The sequence below is a fragment of the uncultured Plantibacter sp. genome, assembly GCF_963518075.1.
GTDB classification, from domain to species: Bacteria; Actinomycetota; Actinomycetes; order Actinomycetales; family Microbacteriaceae; genus Plantibacter; species Plantibacter flavus_A.
Genome location: NZ_CAUQHZ010000017.1, coordinates 1 through 17,552, shown reverse-complemented (window position 1 = coordinate 17,552; position 17,552 = coordinate 1). Strand labels below are relative to the sequence as shown.

General features: G+C 68.2%; 17 protein-coding genes and 1 pseudogene. 8 read left to right on the top strand and 10 right to left on the bottom strand.

The window, feature by feature from the left end:
- Positions 1–35: 35 nt before the first annotated feature.
- Positions 36–842, bottom strand: a complete 807-nt coding sequence (locus RWN05_RS16215; protein WP_071262360.1) for a PP2C family serine/threonine-protein phosphatase — start codon at positions 840–842, stop codon at positions 36–38.
- 193 nt (positions 843–1,035) lie between these two features.
- Here RWN05_RS16215 and RWN05_RS16210 point away from each other — a divergent pair, with 193 nt between their 5' ends.
- The 3 genes from RWN05_RS16210 to RWN05_RS16200 all read left to right on the top strand — a co-directional run bounded on the left by RWN05_RS16210 (position 1,036) and on the right by RWN05_RS16200 (position 4,500).
- Positions 1,036–1,518 carry an Lrp/AsnC family transcriptional regulator gene (locus tag RWN05_RS16210; protein ID WP_064295326.1) on the top strand — a complete coding sequence of 161 codons (483 nt, stop codon included), beginning with the start codon at positions 1,036–1,038 and terminating at the stop codon, positions 1,516–1,518.
- A 76-nt stretch (positions 1,519–1,594) separates the two neighbouring features.
- The gene (locus RWN05_RS16205) at positions 1,595–3,331 is read left to right on the top strand and encodes a HAMP domain-containing sensor histidine kinase (RefSeq protein ID WP_314140303.1); all 1,737 of its coding nucleotides are present in this window, start codon (positions 1,595–1,597) and stop codon (positions 3,329–3,331) included.
- Positions 3,328–4,500: a diguanylate cyclase domain-containing protein gene (locus RWN05_RS16200; protein ID WP_314140301.1), complete on the top strand. Its 1,173-nt coding sequence runs from the start codon at positions 3,328–3,330 to the stop codon at positions 4,498–4,500. The genes RWN05_RS16205 and RWN05_RS16200 overlap by 4 nt, the downstream gene beginning before the upstream one ends.
- Before the next feature lie 19 nt (positions 4,501–4,519).
- Here RWN05_RS16200 and RWN05_RS16195 read toward each other — a convergent pair whose 3' ends face one another.
- Entirely contained in the window at positions 4,520–5,158 is a 639-nt protein-coding gene (locus RWN05_RS16195) for a hypothetical protein (protein ID WP_064295375.1), read from the bottom strand.
- A gap of 199 nt (positions 5,159–5,357) precedes the next feature.
- Between RWN05_RS16195 and RWN05_RS16190 the strand changes: the two genes are divergently transcribed.
- Entirely contained in the window at positions 5,358–6,854 is a 1,497-nt protein-coding gene (locus tag RWN05_RS16190) for a glycosyltransferase family 2 protein (protein WP_064295323.1), read from the top strand.
- Positions 6,851–7,228, top strand: a complete 378-nt coding sequence (locus RWN05_RS16185; protein WP_314140300.1) for a hypothetical protein — start codon at positions 6,851–6,853, stop codon at positions 7,226–7,228. Before RWN05_RS16190 ends, RWN05_RS16185 begins: the two co-directional genes overlap by 4 nt.
- Positions 7,229–7,292: 64 nt before the next feature.
- Here RWN05_RS16185 and RWN05_RS16180 read toward each other — a convergent pair whose 3' ends face one another.
- Together RWN05_RS16180 and RWN05_RS16175 are read right to left on the bottom strand one after the other, a co-directional pair.
- On the bottom strand, positions 7,293–8,246 hold the full coding sequence (locus RWN05_RS16180) for a response regulator transcription factor (protein ID WP_369808451.1): 954 nt from the start codon (positions 8,244–8,246) through the stop codon (positions 7,293–7,295).
- 55 nt (positions 8,247–8,301) lie between these two features.
- On the bottom strand, positions 8,302–9,363 hold the full coding sequence (locus tag RWN05_RS16175; RefSeq protein WP_071262364.1) for a glycoside hydrolase family 6 protein: 1,062 nt from the start codon (positions 9,361–9,363) through the stop codon (positions 8,302–8,304).
- A 217-nt stretch (positions 9,364–9,580) separates the two neighbouring features.
- Here RWN05_RS16175 and RWN05_RS16170 point away from each other — a divergent pair, with 217 nt between their 5' ends.
- Positions 9,581–11,395: a BCCT family transporter gene (locus RWN05_RS16170; RefSeq protein ID WP_399543103.1), complete on the top strand. Its 1,815-nt coding sequence runs from the start codon at positions 9,581–9,583 to the stop codon at positions 11,393–11,395.
- A gap of 9 nt (positions 11,396–11,404) precedes the next feature.
- Here the strand turns inward: RWN05_RS16170 and RWN05_RS16165 are convergent, their stop codons facing one another.
- Positions 11,405–12,373 carry an aldo/keto reductase gene (locus RWN05_RS16165; RefSeq protein WP_314140298.1) on the bottom strand — a complete coding sequence of 323 codons (969 nt, stop codon included), beginning with the start codon at positions 12,371–12,373 and terminating at the stop codon, positions 11,405–11,407.
- Between the two features lie 108 nt (positions 12,374–12,481).
- Between RWN05_RS16165 and RWN05_RS16160 the strand changes: the two genes are divergently transcribed.
- Positions 12,482–13,030 carry a methylated-DNA--[protein]-cysteine S-methyltransferase gene (locus RWN05_RS16160; protein ID WP_314140297.1) on the top strand — a complete coding sequence of 183 codons (549 nt, stop codon included), beginning with the start codon at positions 12,482–12,484 and terminating at the stop codon, positions 13,028–13,030.
- Complete coding sequence (locus tag RWN05_RS16155; RefSeq protein ID WP_064295318.1) at positions 13,027–13,614, top strand: DNA-3-methyladenine glycosylase I; 588 nt, start codon at positions 13,027–13,029, stop codon at positions 13,612–13,614. The genes RWN05_RS16160 and RWN05_RS16155 overlap by 4 nt, the downstream gene beginning before the upstream one ends.
- Positions 13,615–13,624: 10 nt before the next feature.
- Here the strand turns inward: RWN05_RS16155 and RWN05_RS16150 are convergent, their stop codons facing one another.
- The 5 genes and pseudogenes from RWN05_RS16150 to RWN05_RS16130 all read right to left on the bottom strand — a co-directional run.
- Positions 13,625–14,386, bottom strand: a complete 762-nt coding sequence (locus tag RWN05_RS16150) for a peroxide stress protein YaaA (RefSeq protein WP_314140296.1) — start codon at positions 14,384–14,386, stop codon at positions 13,625–13,627.
- A gap of 4 nt (positions 14,387–14,390) precedes the next feature.
- Complete coding sequence (locus RWN05_RS16145; RefSeq protein WP_064295316.1) at positions 14,391–14,666, bottom strand: F0F1 ATP synthase subunit epsilon; 276 nt, start codon at positions 14,664–14,666, stop codon at positions 14,391–14,393.
- 2 nt (positions 14,667–14,668) lie between these two features.
- The gene (atpD, locus tag RWN05_RS16140) at positions 14,669–16,135 is read right to left on the bottom strand and encodes a F0F1 ATP synthase subunit beta (protein WP_064295315.1); all 1,467 of its coding nucleotides are present in this window, start codon (positions 16,133–16,135) and stop codon (positions 14,669–14,671) included.
- A gap of 47 nt (positions 16,136–16,182) precedes the next feature.
- Positions 16,183–17,076 (bottom strand): F0F1 ATP synthase subunit gamma, encoded by an 894-nt coding sequence (locus RWN05_RS16135; RefSeq protein WP_064295314.1) that lies wholly within the window; start codon positions 17,074–17,076, stop codon positions 16,183–16,185.
- A gap of 3 nt (positions 17,077–17,079) precedes the next feature.
- Positions 17,080–17,552, bottom strand: a pseudogene (locus RWN05_RS16130) (F0F1 ATP synthase subunit alpha); the annotation flags it as partial.

Sequence of the window (17,552 nt, the reverse complement as noted above, 5' to 3'; positions counted from 1 at the left end):
GCGAAGCCCGCGCGAGCAGCGGCTGTGGAGCGGGCTCAGGAGGCGGGCTGCTCGACGCTCTCGTCCACGGCCTCGTCGACCGCCGCGATATCGAGCACGATGACCGAGACGTTGTCGCGTCCGCCGTTGTCGAGGGCGGCACGTAGGAGGAGTTCGGCCGCGTCGACCGGCGTGGCCCCCTCCGTCAGGAAGTACCAGATCCCGTGGTCGGTGAGTTCCTTCGTAAGCCCGTCCGAGCAGACGAGCCATCGGGCACCGGTCTCGATCGGGAAGAGCTCGACGTCAGGTACGGGGTCGTCCGACGGACCGACGGCCCGGGTGATCATGTTGCTGTTCGGGTGGAACTCCGCCTCCTCCGGGCTGATCGCCCCTGCGCGGATCAGCTCCTGGACGATCGAGTGGTCCTCGGTGACCTGGACCAGCTCGCCCTCCTGCAGGCGGTACACCCGGGAGTCGCCGATGTTGAAGACCGCGACGCGACCCTCGCCCTCGTCCGCCGTCAACACGACACCGGTGACGGTGGTACCCATGCCGAGTTCGCCCTCCTCCGCGGTGTCGATCATGTCCGCGACGGCCATGCGCAGCGCGTCGACGAGGCCGTCGACGGTGAGGATCTCGGCTCCCTCGGTGGCCTTGGTCAGGCGGTGCGCGACCGCCGCACTCGCGACCTCGCCGGCGGAGTGCCCACCCATGCCGTCGGCCACGGCGAACACGGGAGGGAGCGCCACGAAGGCGTCCTCGTTCAATTCGCGCCGCTTGCCGACATCGGTCATGCCGGCCCACGCGAGTGAGACTCGACGCCCGCCGGGCAGCGTGACGGTCCGTTGCCCGTGCTCGGTCACGTCTGCTCCTCTAATACGGCTGGCGGTGGCTGATGCACCCTCGACGATAGTACGGTACCGGCCGACCGCAGGACCGCCCCACCCGGCTCGGCGGATTCCGTCCGGGGATCGGCGACGACGGATCCGCACGCCGGGATCGGTCGGGCCTGCGGATCCGCTTGCCGCGACCCGTCTGCGCTGTCATGATCGACGCATGACACGAGCGAGCTCCGATGCACCGGCGAAGGCGGCGCCGCCCGACGACACGTCGAAGGCGATCATCGAGCAGCTCCAGACCGACGGACGTCGCTCCTACGCCGAGATCGGGAAGGCCGTCGGGCTCAGTGAGGCCGCCGTACGGCAACGGGTGCAGAAACTCACGGAGTCCGGCGTCATCCAGATCGTCGCGGTGACCGACCCGATGCAGCTGGGCTTCACCCGGCAGGCGATGATCGGTGTCCGTGTGACCGGTGACACGCGAGTGGTCGCGGACCGCCTGTCCGCGTTGTCCGCCGTCGACTACGTCGTCCTGACCGCCGGCTCCTTCGATCTGCTGGTCGAAGTGGTCTGCGAGGACGACGAGGAACTGATCGCGCTGCTGAACGACGAGATCCGCACCGTCGACGGCGTCTCCGGAACCGAGACCTTCGTCTATCTGCGCCTGCACAAGCAGCTCTACGACTGGGGCACCCGCTAGGGGGATTCTCCCGCGCCAGCGCAAGCCGTCCCTCGTATCACGCTCCGCCACCCCCCGACAGAGGTACGCTCGACCCATGCCCGCGAAGCCGACCGGAGAACGGACTCCCCCGTCCGGCCCGTCGACGTCGGGTGACACCGCCTCGGCACCGGGTCGCGCGGACACCGGCCCCACGAGAACGGGCCCGCACGCGGTCGAGGTCCCCCGACGCGTCGGCCGGATGACCGGCTACAGTGCCTTCCCACAGCTGCTCTTCGGCCTCGCGGTCGTCGCGATCCTGTTCGCCACGCTCCTGTTCCAAGGCGTCGACGACAACTCGGTCCTGTTCTACGTCGGCGTGATCCTGGCGTTCATCGCCACGGCACTCGCACCGATCGTGCCCTGGCACCAGGCACCGCGCCTGCTCATCGTGCTTCCCATCCTCGACATCATCGCCATCGCACTCATCCGGCAGGGCGAGCCACTGATCGGTGCGGGCCTCCTCTGGGTCTTCCCGACCATCTGGATGGCGACGGCCTTCGGCCTCGCCGGCGCCGTCACCGCCATCGTGCTCGTGTGCACGTCGAGCTGGTCCACCCTGGCGATGACACCGGGCCAGATCACGATCGCCAACCTGCCGGCGCTCGTCATCCTGCCGACGGTCCTCGCGTTCGTCGCCGTCTCCACCGCGATGACGGCGAAGCGGACGGAGGCGCAGCGCGTGCTGCTGAACAAGCAGGCCGGCCAGCTCGAGACCGCCCTGGGTCGCGCGCAAGACCAGGAGAGCCGCCTCGCGGAGATCCTGAACGCCGTGAACTTCGGCGTCGTCCGCTTCGACCGCATCGGAGCCAGAGCGATGGTGAACCGGTTCCAGACGCGGCTGCAGGACGAGGTCGGCGAGCTGTCCGACGTCAATCCTGCACTCCCGGTGTGGGCCGAGGACGGACTGACCCTCCTCCAGCCGCAGGACAAGCCGTACATCCGCGCACGTCGTGGTGAGGAGTTCGAGAACCTCACGGTGTGGCTCGGCGCCCCCGGCACCGAGCGGATCGCCCTCGCCCTCACCTCCCGCCGCCTCTACGACCACGAAGGCGGATACGACGGCACGGTGCTCGTCTCGCGCAACGTCACGAGCGAGATCAACGCGATCCGCGCCAGGGACGACCTGGTCGCCTCCGTCTCGCACGAACTCCGGACGCCGCTGACGTCCATCCTCGGCTACCTCGACCTCGCCCTCGACGACCCCGGCCTCCCCCCGCGGGTCGCGAAGCAGCTCACGATCGCCCAGACGAACGGCGATCGACTCCTCGAACTCATCGCGGACATCCTCGCCGCCTCGCGCGACGTGAACCGGACCATGGTGCTCGAACGCTCCGAGTGCGAGCTTCGGGAGATCGTCGACCGGTCGGTCGAGTCGTTGGCGCACCTGGCCGCCGAACGGAGCATCAGCATCGTGCGCCACGACGAGGAGACCGTGCCGCTCTTCGCCGACCCGTTCCGCCTCCGGCAGGTCGTCGACAATCTGCTCTCGAACGGCATCAAGTACAACCGCGACGGCGGGGAGCTGAGCGTCGGCGTCACCGCGGAGGGCGACACCGCCTGGGTCATCGTGCGCGACACCGGCATCGGCATCTCCGATGAGGATCAGCCGAAGCTCTTCGAGCGGTTCTTCCGCTCCGACCTCGTCCGCAACTCCACGGTGCACGGCAGCGGTCTCGGCCTCGCGATCAGTCGGGACATCGTCCGCTTGCACGGCGGCGACCTCACCGTCCACAGCGTGCTCGGTGAGGGCACGACCGCGGTGGTCCGTATTCCGAGAGGCGGCACCGAATGACCTTCGACAGCGAGACCGTCGCGGTGATCAACGCGCTCGTGATCTTCGTCTGCGGCGCCACGTTCATCGTCAACACCTTCATGCGGAAGGACGACGCGAGCGGGCGGGTGTGGTCCGTGTCCTACATGGCCGGGATGTTCACCAGCTTCTCCTACGTCGTCAGCGCGCTCAGCCAGGAGGCCTGGTGGGCGACCGCCGCCGGGAACGGTGGCTACGTGCTGAGCATCGCCGCCCTGTGGTCCGGCGCACGGCTCTTCAACGGCAAATCGAGTCTGCTCTGGGTCTCGCTCATCGGAACGGCGGTCACGATCGTCGCCGCGCTCGCTGCCGGGCCCTCGGGAGGCCCCTGGGCGGGCGCGCCTGCGACGTTCCTGTGCATCGCCCTGTTCGCGGGCCTCGGCACCGCGGAGACGCTCGTCGGCGCGATGCGGGACAACCCGACCACCCGTGGCTTCACCATCGTGCTCGGCATCGCGTCCCTGTTCTTCGCAGCCCGGCTGATCACACTCCTCGTGGAGGGGCCGGACGGTGCGTTGTTCACGACGCTCTTCGGGACCGTGGCCGCCTCGCTGCTGCTGATCGCGCTCCTGATCGTCGCGACCGTGGTGCTCTCAGTACTGCGTGCGGAGCGGGCCGCGCCGGCGAGCCGACGGCACGGGAGCATCGTCGCGTACACGGGTGACGACGTCCTCCTCCAGGAGTCCTTCGTCCGCATCGTCGAGGACTGGCTGGAGCGGGCCAACTTCCACGACGAGCAGCTCGCGATCCTCCACGTCCGACTCGACGACCTCGATGAGATGACGACGGCGTTCGGAGCGGCGTTCAGCAGCGAGGTCGCCGAGGGGTTCATCTCCTCGGTCCGTCGATACGGTCCGACGCTCTCCGACATCGGCGAGGACGGCGCCGGGTGTCTCCTGATCGCGACCCCCGCGGTGGATGCCGACGTCGCGCTCCAGGCGGCCAAGAGCATCCAGGACGGTCTGCTCGACCACCCCGTCGAGACCACACCGCGCCTGCGCCCGACGGCGAGCATCGGGATCGCGTTGACCGACTACCTCGGATACGACGTCGCCGTCCTCACGCGCGCCGCCGGCGACGCCAGCCTGCGTGCCGCGGCAGCCGGCGGGAACCGCACGGTCCTCGCCTCATCGTCGCCGACGGGCCGCTGACGGCTCCGCGGGACTGCGGTCAGGCGCGCGGGGCGATCGCGATCGTGAGGGTGTCCACCGCAGTCTGCTTCGCATACTCGGCGGACGTCGGCGTCGCCTGCACCAGCAGCTCGTAGGTGATCGTCAAGGTGACGCCGGTCGCCGCGCTGTCCACCTCGGGCAGGACGAACGTCTGGCTGTAGCTGTACGGCGCCTTGATGAGATATCCCGGCGCCACCGTCGACTGGTCGGTGAACGGCGCAGGCGACTCTAGCTGCCCCTTCGGCCCGTGGACCGTCGTGGTCAGCGTCACACGCGACAGGTAGAGCGCCTGGAGGTCGTCGGGGTTGAGCACGCCGCTGAGCGAGAAGCTCACGGGCTTGTTGACGTCGGCGGTCCACGCGTCCATCGACAGGGTGGACCAGTAGTCGACCGTGAGGGTCGCTGCTCCGGCGGTCAGCGTGTGCTTGGCGCTGCCGCTCGCGAGCTCGTTCGTGATGGCGCTGACCGTGGGCCTCGGCGTCTTCGAGGCGCTCGGCGAGGTCGTGGGCTGCGCACCCGGTTCCTCCCAGGGCGGCGTACCGCACGCGCTCAGACCGAGGACGAGCACGGCGGCGGTCGCAGCCTGGAGCACGTGCTGCACGCGCCGGTTCCGGGCCGGGCTGGGGTGGATCGACATGAGACTCCTGACGGGTTTCGGAGGGATGATCGAGTGGTCCTCGCGGGTCCGCATGACCCACGAACTGGGGCCAGGGCGAATCTTGAGGAAATCCTGAGGCGACGCTATCGCATTCACGCGCGAAAGCCGCGCCGAACGCGGCAGAGTTGCAACTGCAGCGCGACCCGCTGCACTCGACTCTCTCGGAACAGGACCCCTGATGTCAGAACTCGAAGCGCGACCGGACAACGCTCGGCCCAACGCCCAGCAGCCTGACCCTCGGTACATTCAGACGCAGCCGCTTCTCGCACCCGAACTTGAAGCGTACGCCAACGAGTTCATCGACTCGGTCAACTCGCTCCCCGAGTACCGCGCGACCATTGGGTGCATCATCCCCGCCTACAACGAGGAGGAGTCGCTGCCGGCCGTGCTCGCCTCCCTCCTCGAGCAGACGCGGATGCCCGACGTGATCCACGTGGTCATCAACAACACCACGGACCGGTCGGTGGACGTCGCCGCGCCCTACGCCGGCCCGCACTCCCGCGTCGACGAGGACGGCTACGAGCAGTTCACCGAGGTGTTCATCCACGACATCGGGAAGAACCCCGACAAGAAGGTAGGCGCGCTCAACTACGGCTTCACGCTCGTCGAGGGCTACGACTACCTGCTCGGCGTCGACGGTGACACGGTCGCCGACCCGACCGCGATCGAGTCGCTCGAAGCCGAGATCGTCTCGGACAGTCGCATCGGCGGCATCTCCGCAATTTTCTCGATCGATGACGAGCCGTTCAAGAAGCAGATCGTCCCGGCGTTCCTCATCGCCGGCCAGCGCACACAGTTCGCCGCGTTCAACATGCAGAACATGCTCCGGGGCCGCAACATGGCCGTGCTCGGCGGACAGTACTCGATCTTCTCCGTCCAGGCGCTGCGCGACGCCATGGAGCAGAACCACCAGTCCACCCCGTGGGTCAAGGACTCCGAGGTGGAGGACTCGCTCCTGTCGCTGCAGATCAAGAGCGCGGGCTACCTCACGAAGATCAGCGCCCGCGCCCGTGCCGACGTCGGTGGCATGACCACCGTCCGCTCGCTCGACGCCCAGCAGGTCAAGTGGAACTACGGCGCGATCGAGCTCATGTGGCCCGGCCAGCGCGGCGACACCAAGGGACAGCCGCTCCACCCGAACCTCCGACTGCGGTGGCTCGAGAACGCGGAGATGCTCCTCAACATGGTCACGCGCATCCTCTTCGTCGTGCTGCTCGCCGGCTCGCTGTCGATCCACGCCTTCGTGTTCAGCCCGGTGTGGCTCATCCCACCGCTGATCGCGATCCTCCTCAACCTGCGTATCGCGCTGTCGATGAAGAAGCGGAACGTGCGCGACATCCTCTTCGCGGTCCTCGTCTTCCCGGCCGAGTTCTACATGTGGATCCGCATGGGGCACTTCATCCGAGCCTGGTCGAAGTTCGCGTCGAACAAGAAGGTCGACAACTGGGCCGAGCAGGCGAAGGCCGAGCGAGGCTCGGGCAACGCGCACCTCGCGCCGCTCCTGTTCGTCCTCGCCGCCATCATCGCCATCGTCGCAGCCTGGACCCAGCTCTCCCCCGTCGTCCAGTCCACGATCCTCTGGGCGGGCTGGCCGGTCCTCGGCGTCATCACCGTGCTGCAGACGCTCAGCATGTTCGGCAAGCTCATCCGTCGTCAGCGCGGCTACCGGGTGTGACCTCCCCCGACCCGGGCACGGTCGACGCCGACGAACTGCGCAGGTTGCTCCGAGAACTCTCGGGCGACCTGCGCAGTCGTCGTCGCTTCGTCCAGACCTACGTCGAGATGTGGCCCATCCGTCTGGCGCGTCTGCGAGCGGCTCTCGACGCCGACGACGCCGACGAGGCCAAGGTCGTGCTCCTGAGCATCCGCTCCTCCAGCGTCATGCTCGGCGTGATCGGGGTGTCCGGACTCGCGAGTGCCGGGCTCCGGGCGATCGAGCAGGGGCAGTTCGAACGCGCGCGCGAGATCCACGGCGCGCTCGACGAGGCCGGCCGTCGGAGCTGCGACCGGCTGCTCGAACTCGACGCGGCGGACGCGGCGGAATCCTGAGCTCCGGCCACCCGGCGTCGTTCGTCGCCGGTGAGCCTGCGTCGCGGTCGGGACCGCGGCGTTCTCAGTCGTCGGAGGTCATGCGGTAGCCGACGCCGCGTACCGTCTCGATGAACCGCGGCGCCACCGTGCTGTCCGCGAGCTTCCGTCGCAGGTTGGCGAGATGCACCTCGATCGCACGCTTGTCGGCTTCGCTGACGTAGTAGGCCGTGATGTAACTCTCGCCACGGAGCATGAGCGCGAGATCAGCCTTGCTGCGCACCCGACGACGGGACTCCATCAGTGCCTGCAACAGGTCGAACTCGCTCCGGGTGAGGTCCACTTCGGTGCCGTCGACCTCGACGATGCGGGTCGCCGAGCTGAGCTTCAGACCGCGGTGGACGAGCCACCCCTCGCCGTCGTCAGGCGCCGCGGCGGCCGGTTGCATGATGATCGGGACGACCGACTGACCGACGGGCGCGACATGACGCGCGACGGTCTCGTGCACGATCGTGGGGTCGGGCGACGACATCTGCTGCTGCAGCGGCGGCGTGGCGACCTGGGCCGGCGCGGCCGGAGCGGCTGCAGCCGGCGCCACCGCGGTCGGAGCCGGTTGTGCCGGTGCCACAGCGGCGACGGCCGGAGCATCCCCGTTCGCGCGAGGCCGACGGAGCATCGCCTCGATGCGGGCACGGAGCTCGCGCGGACGGAACGGCTTGGTCATGTAGTCGTCGGCGCCGGAGTCGAGGCCCTGCAGGGTGTCGATCTCGTCGCCGCGCGCGGTGAGCATGACGATGTAGGTGGAACTGATGGCGCGGATGCGCTTGGCAGCCTCGAACCCGTCGATACCCGGCATGCTGACGTCGAGGGTCGTGACGAGGGGGTTGTGCGTCCGGACCGCCTCCACTCCGTCGAGACCGTTCGCTGCGGACACCGTCTCGAAGCCGGCCTGCTCCAGGACGGTCTCGAGCAGTTGGCGGATGTCCGCGTCGTCTTCGATGACGACCGCGGTACGACGTTCGCTCAGCTCTTCGGTCACGATGCCCCTACCCGTTCCACCCGTCAGCGACGTGCCGGATGTGGCCGGTCCCGACTCACCACGCGCTGAATCCCTTGGCCAGTTGCACGGCCTGCTCCGGCCACCATACCCCAGCAAGGGGGCCACCGTTGCACGCTCCGTCGCTCTCTCCGGGGGCTTTCACCCAGAGGTTCGCGTCGAGGTGTTCGGCCTGCGCGGTGAGGGGCTGTTGTCCCACCGTCCGGCCGGACGGATTGCACCACTCGCCGTTCGAGCCGCTGCCGTTCCGAGAGGTGTCGATCACGTAATGGGCGCCGTCGAGGAGGCCGCTCAGCTCCTCCGCATAGGCGATCTCGTCCTCGGTCGTGTTGTAGTTGGAGACGTTGGTGGCGAAGCCGGTGGCGTCGGCGACACCGGCTTCCCGGAGGAGCTCGGCCATCTCGGCGGGCGGACGCCAGTCGGAGTGCCCACCGTCGAGGTAGACGGGGACGGTTGCGTCCGCGAACTGCTCGGTCGCGGCTGCCAGTTGCCGCATCCGCGCGGTGCGGTCACCGCAGTCCGGTGCAAGCGCGACGGCATCCGGTTCGAGGATCACGGCGACGCGGTGATCCGCGACGGCGGCGACGATCTCGGCGACCCAGTCCTGGTACTCGTCACTCGACAGCCCACCTGCGGACTGGTTGCCGCAATCCCGCTCCGGGATGCCGTAGACCGTGAAGACCGGCATGGAACCGGAGCGTTCCGCGGACCGGACGATCTCGGAGACGGTGTCCCGGACGGTTCCCATCGGGTAGCGCTCCGGCACGAGCCAGATCGCGGTCGGCTCCGCCGCGAGCCGCTCCGCCGCTGCGAGCTGTTGGGCGACATCGGTCGGGTCGCCGCTTGAACCGCCGCTCGTCCCGGCCGTGGCGGAACTCGTCGGTTCCTCGGTCGCGTCCGCCGGGCCGGCCGCGGCGGCGCGAGCGGCCAGCGAGGACGGATCGACGTACAACTGCGCTCCGTCGAACGGGCCGGCGGCGGCGTTCGGGACACGGCTCACGAGCGACACCGCGAGTGCACCGCCGGCGAGGAGGACGGCGACGACGCCGAGGGCGACGGCCGTCCGGGTACGTCGTCGGTCGCGGGGCGTTCTCGGCACGGATCCTCCTGCATGGTCATCCGCAATTGTGCCCGACATTCCTGCGGTGCGGTGTCGATTCCCGCGAATCCGTGCCCCGAGTGGGGGACGGATTCGCTCAGTGGCCGCATGGACGGCCCCACGACGCGCCGAGCTCCGCGAGCGACCCGCCCACTGGGACTGCACACCAGGGCCCCCACCGCAACGTTGTCCGGATCGCCGCTGCTCCCTACCCTTGATGATCGGGGCGACGCAGGGTCGCCCGCACGGCCCGAGGAGCGCACACGTGAGCACGAAGACCATCCCCACCTCCGACGCGGCGGCCGGTGACGCCCCCGCGAAGGTCATCCCCTGGGTGCTCGGGCCCTCCCTCGTGATCATCCTCGGTGTCGCGCTGTTCTCGATCCTGCTTCCGAAGCAGGCAGAGTCCGTCTTCAACGCGATCCAGTCCGGCATCATCGGTGGCCTCGGGTGGTACTACGTCCTCCTCGTCGCGGCCTTCGTCATCGTGGCGATCGTCTTCGCCGTGTCGAAGTTCGGCGACATCAAGCTCGGCAAGGACGACGACGAACCGGAGTTCTCGCTCCTGTCCTGGTTCTCCATGCTCTTCGCCGCCGGCATGGGCATCGGCCTCGTCTTCTACGGCGTCGGTGAACCGTTGACGCACTTCCTCGAGCCGCGTCCCGGCGTCACGGGGTCCGAGCAGTCCCTCGCCCAGCAGGCGATGAGTCAGACGTACCTGCACTGGGGCCTTCACGCTTGGTCGATCTATGCGGTCGTCGGCGTGGCCCTGGCCTACGCCGTGCACCGGAAGGGACGACCGATGTCGATCCGCTGGGCGATCGAACCGCTCCTCGGTAAGCGCGTGCAGGGCGGCTGGGGCAACGCGATCGACACCATCGCCGTCATCGGCACCGTCTTCGGCGTCGCGACCTCACTCGGACTCGGTGTGCTGCAGATCTCTGCTGGACTCGGCTACACGGGCATCGCCGAGCCGAACATCCTCACCCAGGTCATCCTCATCCTCGTGATCACCGGGGTCACGATCTTCTCCCTCGTCTCCGGTGTGCACAAGGGCATGAAGTGGCTCTCGAACACCAACCTCATCCTCGCCGGGCTCCTCCTGTTCTTCGTCCTGTTCGCCGGCCCGACGCTGTTCCTCCTGCGCGAATGGGTGCAGTCGATGGGCGCCTACCTCCAGAACGTGGTCGGACTCACCTTCAACGTCTCCGCGTACCAGGGTGCTGCGGGCGAGGCCTGGCAGTCCTCGTGGACGACCTTCTACTGGGGATGGTGGATGTCGTGGGCGCCCTTCGTCGGCGTCTTCATCGCCCGCATCTCGAAGGGGCGCACCGTGCGGCAGTTCGTGCTCGGCGTCCTGCTCGTCCCGACCCTCGTCACCTTCCTCTGGTTCGCCGTGCTCGGTGGCACCGCCATCATGCAGTCGCTCGAGGGTCGTGACTTCAGCGGTGCCGACGGCCCGGTGGATCTCAACACCGCCCTGTTCAACATGCTCGCAGGCCTCCCCGGCGGACCGATCGCGACCGTCGGCGCCCTGCTGCTGATCCTCCTGTTCTTCGTGACCTCGGCCGACTCGGGATCGCTCGTGATGGGCATGCTCACCACCGGCGGCACGGAGCCGCGGAACCGGGTCCGGATCGCCTGGGCACTCGTGACGAGCCTCCTGGCCATCTCGCTGCTCATCGCGGGCGGGCTCGCGTCGATGCAGACGGCGGCCATCATCACGGCGCTGCCGTTCAGCGTCGTGATCATCCTCATGTGCGTCTCCTCGTTCAAGGCATTCGGCATCGAGGTGCGACGGGAGCAGCGGGCGAAACGTCGCCTGTTCGCCGCAGAGCTCACCGAGAGCGTGTCAGCGGACGTGAGCGAACAGCTGTCCGATCAGGTCTCCGAACAGGTCACGGAGCACTTCGGGACGATGACCGCCCAGCTCGACCTCCGGCAGCTCGCCTCCCCGGACGCCCCGGGAACATCGGCCCCGTCCCCGGACCCGCAGCAGCAGGACCCGAAGCAGCGCCGCTCGAAGGACTGACCAGGCGGCTCAACCGACGGGGAAGCGGTCCGAGATCCAGGCCGCTTCCTCGGCGGTCGGCGACCACGCCGAACCGGCCGCGGCGTTCGCGCGGATCTGCCCCGGAGTGGTCGCGCCGGCGATGACACTCGAGAGCCCGTCCTGGGCGAGCAACCAGCCGAACGTCGCCTCCAGCATGGAAATACCGCGTTCGTCGCAGAAGGCCTGGTAGGCCTCGATCGCGTCCCAGGGCGCCGTGTCGAGCAGGTGCTTGCGCTGGCGCATGATGCGGCTGTCCGCCGGCCCGCCGTCGCGGGAGAACTTCCCCGTGAACAGGCCGTTGTAGAGCGGGAAATACGGAAGGAAGCCGACGCCGGCGGCGCGCATGGCCGGGAACAGCTCGCGCTCGGCGCCCCGGACGAGCAGGCTGTACTCGTTCTGGGCCGAGATGAAGGCCGGGTGGCCGGCGGTGCGAGCCGCCCAGTCCGCCTCGGTCAGCTGCCAACCGGCGAAGTTCGAGTGGCCGGCGTAGCGGATCTTCCCCTCGTGGACGAGTTCGTCCAGGGCGGCGATCGTCTCCTCGATGGGCGTGAACGGGTCTGGGGTGTGCAGCTGGTAGAGGTCGATCCAGTCGGTGCCCAGGCGGCGGAGCGAACCCTCGACGGCGAGCCGCACGTAGCGACGGGAGCCCTTGGCGCCCCAGTTCGGGATCGGGCTCTCGTAGTCCACATGGCCGAACTTGGTCGCGAGGACGATCTCATCCCGCCGTCCGGCGATCGCCTGCCCGAGGAGTCGTTCGCTCAGCCCGTACTCCCGGCCGTAGATGTCGGCGGTGTCGACGAGGGTGATTCCGGCGTCGATCGCGGCGTCGACGACGGCTCGCGTGCCGTCCAGGCTCTCGGTGACCGTGCCCTCGCGGCCGAAATTGTTGCAGCCGATGCCGACCGCTGAGACGAGGAGGCCGCTGCGACCGAGTGGGCGATAGCTGAGATCAGACATGCGTCCAGGCTAGCCCGACCGTCCTCCACAGGCACCCGTCGGCCCCCGACGTCACGGTCACGGCCGTGTGACGCATCGCGCCGATCACGGGCTTCCTACGCTCGGTGCATGACCACACACCTCACCGTCACCGATCCCGTACTCCCCTGCTCCGTCATCGCCGACCCGTCCGCCGAGGGCTTCCTCCGGATGCCGACGCCGGTGGGGCGGATCGAGCTCCGCTCCGTCGACGACGCGGTCTCAGCCGTGCGCTTCGAACGCCACGGCCGACTCCCGCTCGACGGAACGGACGAACGCCCCACCGCGGTCCTCCTCGACGCCGCGGAGCAGATCGACGAGTACTTCCGCGGACGACGCACCGTGTTCGACCTCCCGATCGTCACGACCGGCACGCCGTTCCAGCAGGCGGTCTGGTCGGCGCTCGGCGAAGTGCCGTTCGGCGACACCACCGGGTACGGCGCCCTCGCGGCCGCGGCCGGTGCCCCGCAGGGCGGCCGGGCGGCCGGCCAGGCGGTTCGGGCGAACACCATCGCGCTCCTCATCCCCTGTCATCGCGTCCTCGGAACCGGGCGGATCGTGACGGGCTATTCTGGCGGAGACGGACCAGCCACCAAACGCTGGCTCCTCGACCACGAAGGGATCCCGTACCGCCGATGAGTCCAGTCTCCCCGACCATCGTCGGCACCGACGGCCTGACCCGCTGCGCTTGGGCCGGGACGGACACGGAGTACCAGCGCTATCACGACGAGGAGTGGGGCGTGCCGCTCCACGGACAGCGGCAGGTCTTCGAGAAGATCAGTCTCGAAGGGTTCCAGGCGGGGCTCTCCTGGATCACGATCCTTCGGAAGCGACCGGCTTTCCGGGAACGGTTCCACGGCTTCGACCTCGACGCCGTCGCAGCCATGACGGAGGCTGATGTCGAGAGCCTGCTCGATGACGCCCGGATCATCCGGCACCGCGGGAAGATCAACGCGGTCATCGGCAATGCCCGCACCGCCCTCGAGCTGGGCGACGACCTGGACGAGCTCCTCTGGAGCTTCGCTCCCCCGTCACGGCCGGCCCGGTTCGCCCAGTGGACCGAGGTGCCTGCGGTGACCCCCGAGTCCACCGCGCTCAGCGCCCACCTGCGGAAGCGCGGCTACCGGTTCGTCGGCCCGACGACGATGTACGCCCTCATGCAGTCCGGAGGGCTCGTCGACGACCACCTCGTCGGCTGCTGGCGCTCGGAGAGCGCTCCCTGATCCGAAGGGGTCAGACGACGAGGGCGAGCTCGGTCACCCGACCGTCGTCGGCACGGGCGTGGACGTCGAGCACCCACCCGGTCGATCGCGCCCAGTCGAGCAACGAGTCGACATCAGGGTGGTCGACACCGGCCTCCAACAGCGCGCGGGTGAAACGGCCCTTGCCCTGCTTGTTGAAGTGGTTGAGCGCGCGACGGCGGCCATCGTCGCCGACCGTGAGCACGCGCAGGTAAACGGCACCGACGCGGTCCGACAACGGCCCGAGCGCCGCGTAGCCTTCCGAGCGCAGGTCCAACAGGACACCCGGGACGGCGTTCAACTCGCGGGCGACGGGCCCCGCCCAGTGCCGCTTGAGCACGAACCCCGGGAGCCTGGAGTCGTGGGAGAGCCGATAGGCCGGAATGGGATCGAGCGCGCCGACCGGGCCGAGCAACGCCGAGTGCACGACCAGGTGCCGAGCGGCGAAGCGTCGGGCGTCTGCTGGGAGTGTGGCGGCTTCGAGCGCGTCGTACAGCACCCCCGTGTACCGGTCGATCGCCGGCATCGTCGCGGACGTCGCCGCCACGCGGTTGCGCTGGACCTCGCCGAGCTGCTTGGGACCGAGCTTCAGAGCCTTCACCGTCGCAGCCTCATCGGCGGCGAGCGACACCAGGGCGTCGAGGCAATCGTTCCGGGACGAGGAGAGCCCTGGAAACCGCAGCAGGGCGGTGTCCAGGGCTCGTCCGTCGCCGCCGTCCCGCTTCGTCTCCGAAGGGGGAAGGAGGATCAGCACCGAATCAGGAGCTGGTCACGAGCGTGGCGTTGCCGGCCACGACGGTGACGGTGTTGTTCTCGACCGACAGGAAGCCGTCTTCAGCGTTCGCGACGATCTTCGAGCCGTCTTCGAGCGTGACACGGACCTCACCGGCGGCGAGGATGGCCAGCATCGGCTCGTGGCCGGGCAGGATTCCGATCTCGCCGTCGACGGTCTTCGCGATCAGCTGGCGTGCCGGGCCCGACCACACTTCGTGGTCGGCCGCGACGACGCTCACGGTCAGAGGAGCGGAGGCCATGACTAGCCGTTCTCCTTCTGGATCTGAGCCCACTTCTCTTCGACGTCGGAGATGGCACCGACGTTGAAGAAGGCCTGCTCGGCCACGTGGTCGAACTCACCCTTGGCGATGGCGTCGAACGACTCGATCGTCTCCTTGAGCGGAACGGTCGAACCCTCGACACCGGTGAACTTCTTCGCCATGTAGGTGTTCTGCGAGAGGAACTGCTGGATCCGGCGCGCACGCGACACCGTGATCTTGTCTTCCTCGGAGAGCTCGTCGACACCGAGGATGGCGATGATCTCCTGCAGTTCCTTGTTCTTCTGGAGGATCTGCTTGACCGTGGTGGCGACGCGGTAGTGATCGGCACCCAGGTAGCGGGGGTCGAGGATACGGCTCGTCGAGGTCAGCGGGTCGACGGCCGGGTACAGACCCTTCGACGCGATCTCACGGGAGAGCTCGGTCGTCGCATCGAGGTGCGCGAAGGTGGTCGCCGGTGCCGGGTCGGTGTAGTCGTCCGCGGGGACGTAGATCGCCTGCAGCGAGGTGATGGAGTGACCACGCGTCGAGGTGATGCGCTCCTGGAGGAGACCCATCTCGTCGGCGAGGTTCGGCTGGTAACCCACGGCGGACGGCATGCGACCGAGCAGGGTCGACACCTCGGAACCGGCCTGGGTGAAGCGGAAGATGTTGTCGATGAAGAGCAGCACGTCCTGCTTCTGGACATCGCGGAAGTACTCCGCCATCGTCAGCGCCGAGAGGGCGACCCGGAGACGCGTTCCCGGCGGCTCGTCCATCTGGCCGAACACGAGGGCCGTCTTCTCGAAGACACCCGCCTCCTCCATCTCGTGGATGAGGTCGTTGCCCTCACGGGTGCGCTCACCGACACCGGCGAACACCGACACACCACCGTGGTCCTGCGCGACGCGCTGAATCATCTCCTGGATGAGGACGGTCTTGCCGACACCGGCACCACCGAAGAGACCGATCTTGCCACCGAGGACGTACGGCGTCAGGAGGTCGATGACCTTGATGCCGGTCTCGAAGAGCTGCGTCTTCGACTCGAGCTGGTCGAACGACGGCGGCTGGCGGTGGATCGGCCAGCGCTCGGTGATCTCGATCTGCTCGCCGGGCTCGGCGTTGAGCACCTCGCCGATGACGTTGAAGACCTTGCCCTTGGTGACGTCGCCGACGGGCACCGAGATGGGCGAACCCGTGTCGGTGACCTCCTGGCCTCGGACGAGGCCGTCCGTCGGGTTCAGGGCGATGGCGCGCACGAGGTCGTCGCCGAGGTGCTGTGCGACCTCGAGCGTGAGGACCATCGTCTGCTCGCCGATCACGACGCTGGTCTTCAGGGCGTTGTAGATGCCCGGGATCGCGTCGTGCGGGAACTCGATGTCGACGACCGGGCCGGTGACGCGGGAGATGCGGCCGACGGCGCCGGCCTTCACCTCTGCAGCGCCCTGCTCGGCAGTTGCGGTGGGAGTCATGTTCTTCTCTTCTCTGTCTCTACAGATACGTGTGCGTGTTGCGATGACTAGGACGAGAGCGCGTCTGCGCCGCCAACGATTTCGGAAATCTGCTGGGTGATCTCGGCCTGCCTCGCGTTGTTGCGGAGGCGGGTGTAGTCGGTGATGAGCTTGTCGGCGTTGTCGCTGGCCGACTTCATCGCCTTCTGCGTCGCGGCGTGCTTCGCGGCGGAGGACTGCAACAGCGCGTTGAAGATCCGGCTCTCGATGTAGTTCGGGAGCAGCGCATCGAGCACGCTCTCGGCATCCGGCTCGAACTCGTACAGCGGCAGCACAGCGGTGTCGGTGGGCTCCTCGACGCCTTCGACGACCTCGAGCGGCAGGAGACGGACGACCTCGGGGGTCTGCGTCATCATGCTCACGAGGCGGTTGTAGACGATGTGGATCTCGTCGACGCCACCCTCGGAGGCGTCCGTGAGGAACGCCTTGAGGATGGACTCGCTGATCTCCTGCGCCGTCGCGAAGTCGGGGTTCTCCGTGTTGCCGACCCACTCCCCTGCAGCCTGCATCCGTCGGAACGTGAAGTAGGCGACGGCCTTCCGGCCCACGAGGTAGTGCGTGACGTCCTTGCCCTGGCTGCGCAGGAGCTCGGTCAGCTCGGCGGCCTCACGGAGGACCTGCGAGTTGAAGGCGCCGGCGAGGCCTCGGTCGGATGCGAACACGACGACCGCAGCCCGCTCAACCTTCTCCGGCTCGGTCGTGAGCACGTGGTCGACGTTGGAGTACGTCGCGACGGCGGACACGGCACGAGTGATCGCACGAGAATAGGGTCCGGATGCCGCCACCCGCGCCTGCGCCTTCTGGATGCGCGACGCGGCGATGAGCTCCATCGCCTTCGTGATCTTCTTGGTCGTCTGCGCAGACTTGATCTTCTGCGTGTAGACCCGGAGTTGAGCGCCCATGGACTAGCGGCGACCCTTCACGATCTTCTCCTGGTTGACGTCTTCAACCGGGAGCTCCTCGACCTGCTCCGAACCGAGGGCAGCGCCCTCGCCCGTCTGGAACTCGAGCTTGAACTGGTCGACAGCGGCATCGAGCTTCGAGACGGTGTCGTCGTCGAGCACGTTCGTGTCGCGCAGCGTGGTGAGGACCTCGGTGTTCCGACCCAGGTAGTCGAGCAGTTCGCGCTCGAAGCGGAGGACGTCCTCGACCGGGACATCGTCCAGCTTGCCCTTGGTTCCGGCCCAGATCGAGACGACCTGCTCCTCGACGGGGTATGGCGAGTACTGCGGCTGCTTGAGCAGCTCGGTCAGGCGAGCGCCACGGGCGAGCTGACGGCGGCTGGCAGCGTCGAGGTCGGAGGCGAACATCGCGAAGGCCTCAAGCGAGCGGTACTGCGCCAGCTCGAGCTTCAGCGTTCCGGAGACCTTCTTGATGC